Below are 4993 nucleotides of genomic sequence, written 5' to 3' on the forward strand. Positions count from 1 at the left end.
GCCTGGGTAGACCAAGGGCATCATTCCGAACGGAGGAGCACCATGATTTCCGCAGTCATCGCAGTCCTTGTCGCAGCGCTCGTCTACGCCCTGTGCATCGCCGTGGGGCTCCCCTCGATCGTCGGCATCGTGGCCGCGGTCCTGGTCCTGCTGGGGGGCATCCCGACCGGCGCGTACGGTCGTCGCGGCGTCTGACGGACGCCGACACTCCCTAGGAGAAGGGGCCGCCCACTCGGGCGGCCCCTTTTTCGTGCCTCAGCGTCGGACGCGAGTCCACCGAAGAGCGTGTGGTCGAGTTAGCGGGCCCGCCGAAGGGCGCTGCGCGGCGTGGTCGAGCACCTGCGGCGCCGAGCGCGTGCGACTCGCTGCGGCCCCGGACGCAGATCGGGCCGCCAACCGTGGCGGCCCGATCTGCTGGGGGAGGCGGGCGGCGGTGGTGGGGGTGCCGGCCCGCGGGTGGTGAGGCCGTGCGGCACTCACCGGGGGGAGGTGATGCGAGGGCGGGTCAGTTGCCCTTCAGCTTGTCGGTGACGCCGTCGACGACACCCTCGGCCTTGTCCTTCACGTCGCTGAGCGCGTCCTTGACCTTGCCGGACGTCTCGTCGACCTTGCCTTCTTCCTTCAGGTCCTTGTCGTCGGTGAGGTCTCCTGCCGCCTGCTTGACGCGGCCCTTGGCCTGATCGGTCGTTCCACCCATGTTCGTGTGCTCCTTCGTCGGTAGGGGGCGCTACGTTCCTGGGCTACCCGGCCTGCGCGACGCGCAATCCTCGCGGGCCGTCGGACCCGTCCACGCGCTCCCGCGCCGGGGCCTCGAGCTGCTCACGCATCTCGGAGAGCGACCGACGCAGCAGCCGGGACACATGCATCTGCGACACCCCGACGCGGTCGGCGATCTCCCGCTGCGTCAGGCCTTCGAAGAACCGCAAGCGGACGATCTCCTGCTCGCGCTCCGCGAGCGCTCCGAGACCGTCGATCACCATCAGGCGCCTGTCGGCCTGGTCGTAGCCGGCATCGTCCGAGCCGAGCACGTCGAGGGCGGTGCGGTCCTCCCCGAGCGGCTCGTCCAGTGAGGCCGCCGTATAGCTCTGGGCTCCCTGCAGTGCCTCGAGGATGTCCTCCTCCGGGCGCTCCACGGCGACCGCGAGCTCCGCGATCGTGGGCGAGCGGCCGAGCTCAGTGGCGAGGCGCTCGGTGGTCTTCGTGAGCTTGGCGCTCAGCTCCTGGAGGTCACGCGGGATGCGCACCGACCAGGCGCGATCGCGGAAGTGGCGCTTGATCTCGCCGGCGACCGTCGGTGCCGCGAACGTCGAGAGCCGCACGCCGCGGTCGGGATCGAAGCGATCGATCGAGTTGATGAGCCCGACGCAGCCGACCTGCACGAGGTCGTCCAGCGGCTCACCCCTGTCGGCGTAACGACGGGCGATGTGCCGCACGAGCGGGAGCATGCGCTCCACGAGCTCCTCGCGCGCCCGGCGGTCGCCGAGGCGGTGATACCGGTGCAGCAGTTCGGCCTCTGCGGAGGCCGGGTCGGTCGTCCGGACTGGAGTCGGTACAGCGTTCATGGTGGTCCTCCCGATGTGGTTCCCACGTGCTGGAGCGACGTGCTGGAGCGCACACTGAACCGATGCAGCCCGCCAACAAGCCGGTCAAGGGTGGTCACGGCGGGAAGTCGACACCAGGAATGCAGGAAATCAGGGCGGTCAAAACCGGTCAACTGTCGTGGGCGGCACCCCGCAGGCGTTTGACGCGGGCCGCAAGGGGCAATCACACTCCTGCGTGGTGCGTCAGCCATGTGCGGGATACTCCCCGCCGGCGCACCGTCGCGAGATGACCACCTTGACCCGACCCGACATCGAGATCAGCGTTCCGGCGAACGCAGAGAACGTCGCGGTCGTGCGTCATGTCCTGGGCGGTCTCGGCGACGCCCTCGACATCGAGCCGGAGGTTCTGCACGACCTGCGGCTCGCGGTCAGCGAGGCGTGCGCGAACGTGATCGTCCACGCCTACCGTGACCGCGACGGGCTCCTCGACCTCACCGCGACCGCGAACGTCGACCGCACGATCGAGGTCGTCGTCCGGGACCGCGGAAGAGGCATGGGTCCTCGGGCGGACTCGCCAGGCCTCGGGGTCGGCCTGCCGCTGATCGCCGCCCTCACGGCGTCGCTGGAGATCGGGACGTCCGAAACGGGCGCCACCGAGGTCCGCATGCTGTTCGCGCTCGACCCCTCCGCCGAGACGCCGGTGGCGGGATGACGGTCGGCGGCGCGGACCAGACCCGGTCCATCGACGGCATCCGCCTGGACGTCGCGGTCGGCCCGCTGCTCGGCCCGACCCTGTCTCGCGCGGTCGGCGCCATCGCGGCGCGGGCCGGGCTCACGCTCGACCGGATCGACGACGCCGTCCTCGTCGCGGACACGCTGTCGGACGGCGCCGCCGGCGAGACCCTCGACGGCCGGCTCCCCGTGCGGCTGGAGAGCAGCCCCGGCAGGGTGCTGCTGCGCGTCGGCCCGCTGCGCGACGGCGGCGCGCGCCGTCTGCTGCAGGGCGGCGACGACGGCGTGCCCGGCGCACCGGTCATCCAGCTTCTCGCCAGCCGCGCCCGGGTCACGGGCGGCGGCGCACGCAGTGAGTACCTCATCGTCGAAGTCGGTCAGGATGGTTGAGTGAACACCAACGCGTTTGATTTCCGCGTCGAGATCGACCACGCCCCGGGCGACGTCTGCGTCATCGCGGTGCACGGCGAGGTCGACCTCTTCACCGCTCCGGAGCTGAAGACCGCCGCCCAGCGCGAGCTCGACGGCGGCGCCGTGCGCGTGGTCGTCGACCTCACCGGCACGACCTTCCTCGACAGCACCGCCCTCGGCGTGCTGATCGGCCTCACGAAGCGCGTGCGGCCCGAGGGAGGCGACGTGGTCGTCGTCAACACCGAGCCGACCACCACCAAGACCTTCGAGATCACCGGACTCGACGAGGTCTTCAAGGTCGTGAGCACCCGGGACGAGGCGCTCGCGGCCCTCGCCCCCTGACCCGCGTCCTCAGGTTCCGCGTCATCCCTGCCGAGAGAGAACAGATGATGGAGTACCGCCGAACCGAACTCATCGTCGAGACGACGCGCCACCGCATCACCGGCACGATCACCCTTCCCCGCGACGGGTACCGCAGCCGGGTCTCCGACGTGCTGAACGCTCCCGAGCGGGACTTCGTGCCGCTCACCGACGCCACCGTCCAGGAGCTCGACGGCTCGGAGGAACCGCAGCATCACGACTTCGTGGTGCTCAACCGCCATCAGATCGTGTTCGCCGTCCTGTCGGGTACCGACGCCACCCCACCGGACTGACGACGAGCAGCAGCCGTCGATACCCTGTCGGGGTCCGCTCGGCGGACCATCCAGGAGAGGTGCCGGAGTGGTTGAACGGGCACGACTGGAAATCGTGTGTGCGTGAAAGCGTACCGAGGGTTCGAATCCCTCTCTCTCCGCTCGAAACCCCCGCTGTGCGGGGGTTTCTGCGTTCAGCGGAGACCCGGCCGCGCCGCCCGCCTCACCGCGCACGCTTGCGCTCGCGCACCTCGCGGCGGTAGCGGACGTGCGCGTCCCGGGCGATCTGACGTCGCTGGGCCGCAGTGCGTCCCTCGCGTTCCAGCCGGCGCAGGGAGGCGAGGCGGTCCGGGGACAGCCGACCGTCGGCGATCGCCGCCCGCACCGAGCAGCCCGGCTCGTGCTCGTGCCGGCAGTCCGCGAAGCGGCATCCGGCGGCGAGCACCTCGACGTCGGCGAACGTCTCGTCCAGACCGGTCTCGTCGGTCAGGCGTGGGAGCCGCACGCCAGGGAGGTCGATGATCATGGCCCCCTCCGGCAGCACGAACGCCTCCCGGTGCGTGGTCGCGTGACGGCCGCGGTCGTCACCGGTGCGTACGGACAAGATGCGCTGACGCTCCTCACCGAGCAGGGTGTTCACCAGCGTGCTCTTGCCGACGCCGGACATGCCCACGAGGGCGACGGTCGTCCGCGCGACGAACCGCGACCGAAGCGCCTGGACGCCCCAGCCGTCGAGCGTGCTGATCACCAGGGTCTCCGCGCCGAGAGCCTCCCCGAACCGGGCGGCCTCGCCGATCGGGTCGGCGCTCCGGTCGCCCTTGGTGCACACCACGAGCGGCGCGATGCCGCCGCTGCGGGCCAGCGCGAGGAACCGCTCTGCCCGCCGGACGTTCAGGTCCTGGTCCAGCGAGGTCAGCACGCAGCAGAGGTCGACGTTGGCGGCGAGTGCCTCTCGACCAGGTCCCTCTCCCGTGCGCGCGAGCAGGGTGCGCCGCGGGAGGACGTGCCGGATGACGGCACCGCCCGCCACGGCGACCCAGTCGCCCACGGTGGGGAGATCGCTGGGTTCTCGGGCTGCCGCAGTCAGCGCGCCGGCCACGGGCAGAAGGCTGTCGAGACCGTCGCCGGTGACGGCGCAGCGGCCACGGTGGACCGCCATGACACGAGCGGGTTCGAGATCGGATGCATCGGTGAGGCCGGTCAGCGCGCGATCGAGCGCACCGTCCCAGCCGAGGTGGTGAAGCACGGGTGGTTGCTCCTGCGGGAGACGAGGATGGAAGCGGACGTCGGGTGCCGCACGACCAGGGGCCGTGCGGCGGCGTCAGGACGTCGCGGCGCAGGAGGAGAGCTGTGACTTCACGCGCAGCATCGCGCCGAGTGTAGCGCGTGGTGTCGCAGAAGCGGAAGCGACCGCTAGAGCTTCCAGGCGCCGTCGATCAGGACCGGGACCTCGGCCCCGCCCCCTCGCGGCACGGCGTGCACGTCCACCCCGGGCCCGCCGATCATGAAGTCGATGTGGATCTGCGACTGGTTCAGCCGGTGACGGTCGGCCTCGCCCGCGGTGAACTGGTACGCCGATCCGATCGCGATGTGGCTCGCGGCGTTCTCGTCGAGGAGCGTGTCGAAGAAGACGGTGTCCAGGGCACCGATGCGGCCATCGCCGTCCACGAGCGCCAC

The 4993-nt window shown here is 70.9% G+C and carries 9 protein-coding genes and 1 tRNA gene; 6 read left to right on the forward strand and 4 right to left on the reverse strand.

Annotated features, from left to right (window positions below; genetic code table 11):
- Window positions 1-42 precede the first annotated feature (42 nt).
- Window positions 43-195, forward strand: a complete 153-nt coding sequence (locus ABYE80_RS16960) for a hypothetical protein (RefSeq protein WP_372791488.1) — start codon at window positions 43-45, stop codon at window positions 193-195.
- Window positions 196-505: 310 nt separating this feature from the next.
- Here ABYE80_RS16960 and ABYE80_RS16965 read toward each other — a convergent pair whose 3' ends face one another.
- Both ABYE80_RS16965 and ABYE80_RS16970 read right to left on the reverse strand, forming a co-directional pair.
- Window positions 506-697, reverse strand: a complete 192-nt coding sequence (locus ABYE80_RS16965; RefSeq protein WP_372791489.1) for a CsbD family protein — start codon at window positions 695-697, stop codon at window positions 506-508.
- Between the two features lie 43 nt (window positions 698-740).
- Window positions 741-1562 (reverse strand): SigB/SigF/SigG family RNA polymerase sigma factor, encoded by an 822-nt coding sequence (locus ABYE80_RS16970; RefSeq protein ID WP_372791490.1) that lies wholly within the window; start codon window positions 1560-1562, stop codon window positions 741-743.
- 265 nt (window positions 1563-1827) lie between these two features.
- On the opposite strand from ABYE80_RS16970, the gene ABYE80_RS16975 reads away from it, so the two are divergent.
- From ABYE80_RS16975 to ABYE80_RS16995, 5 genes are all read left to right on the forward strand, one after another.
- Window positions 1828-2253, forward strand: coding sequence for an ATP-binding protein (locus tag ABYE80_RS16975; RefSeq protein ID WP_372791491.1), 426 nt, complete (start codon window positions 1828-1830; stop codon window positions 2251-2253).
- Window positions 2250-2663 carry a hypothetical protein gene (locus ABYE80_RS16980; RefSeq protein ID WP_372791492.1) on the forward strand — a complete coding sequence of 138 codons (414 nt, stop codon included), beginning with the start codon at window positions 2250-2252 and terminating at the stop codon, window positions 2661-2663. The genes ABYE80_RS16975 and ABYE80_RS16980 overlap by 4 nt, the downstream gene beginning before the upstream one ends.
- A complete protein-coding gene (locus ABYE80_RS16985) occupies window positions 2664-3026 on the forward strand; it encodes an STAS domain-containing protein (protein ID WP_372791493.1) in 363 nt (120 codons plus the stop codon). It abuts the gene before it with no gap.
- A 44-nt stretch (window positions 3027-3070) separates the two neighbouring features.
- Window positions 3071-3337, forward strand: coding sequence for a hypothetical protein (locus ABYE80_RS16990; protein ID WP_372791494.1), 267 nt, complete (start codon window positions 3071-3073; stop codon window positions 3335-3337).
- A gap of 53 nt (window positions 3338-3390) precedes the next feature.
- Window positions 3391-3477, forward strand: a tRNA-Ser gene (locus ABYE80_RS16995).
- A gap of 62 nt (window positions 3478-3539) precedes the next feature.
- On the opposite strand, the gene rsgA is transcribed toward ABYE80_RS16995, so the two are convergent.
- A complete protein-coding gene (gene rsgA / locus ABYE80_RS17000; protein WP_372791495.1) occupies window positions 3540-4562 on the reverse strand; it encodes a ribosome small subunit-dependent GTPase A in 1023 nt (340 codons plus the stop codon).
- A 167-nt stretch (window positions 4563-4729) separates the two neighbouring features.
- The coding region (locus ABYE80_RS17005; protein WP_372791496.1) for an aminopeptidase at window positions 4730-4993 on the reverse strand (264 nt) is incomplete at its 5' end.

The organism is Paraconexibacter sp. (genome assembly GCF_041602235.1).
Lineage (GTDB): Bacteria > Actinomycetota > Thermoleophilia > Solirubrobacterales > Solirubrobacteraceae > Paraconexibacter.